This window comes from Massilia sp. CT11-108 (assembly GCF_047302915.1).
GTDB lineage: Bacteria > Pseudomonadota > Gammaproteobacteria > Burkholderiales > Burkholderiaceae_D > Telluria > Telluria orientalis.
In genome coordinates this window covers 1-244 of record NZ_JBKYMO010001699.1, presented here as the reverse complement: position 1 = coordinate 244, position 244 = coordinate 1, and the positions used below count along the sequence as shown (strand labels likewise).

The window sequence follows — 244 nt, the reverse complement described above, 5'->3', positions numbered from 1 at the left end:
ATCCGAAGGTCCGAAAAGCGGTCATAGATCGATGCGGTGCGCGTTGTGAACGGCCGGGTTGCGGAGCAAGCCGCTCGTATACTGGCTTTCTGGACGTCCACCACATACTGGGTGTGGAGGTCAGTGATCGAGTATCAAACTGCGTTGCGCTTTGTCCAAATTGCCATAGGGATGCACATTTTTCGGTGGACAGAGACAGCTTGAACGACTCATTGCTCCTGGTCGCGCAGCATCGGCACTAGGA

At 54.9% G+C, this 244-nt stretch carries 1 protein-coding gene; it reads left to right on the top strand.

Going from position 1 to position 244, the window contains the following annotated elements; translation table 11 throughout:
- Positions 1-23 precede the first annotated feature (23 nt).
- Positions 24-242 (top strand): HNH endonuclease, encoded by a 219-nt coding sequence (locus ACEN88_RS36085; RefSeq protein WP_413347180.1) that lies wholly within the window; start codon positions 24-26, stop codon positions 240-242.
- The last annotated feature ends 2 nt before the right edge of the window (positions 243-244 follow it).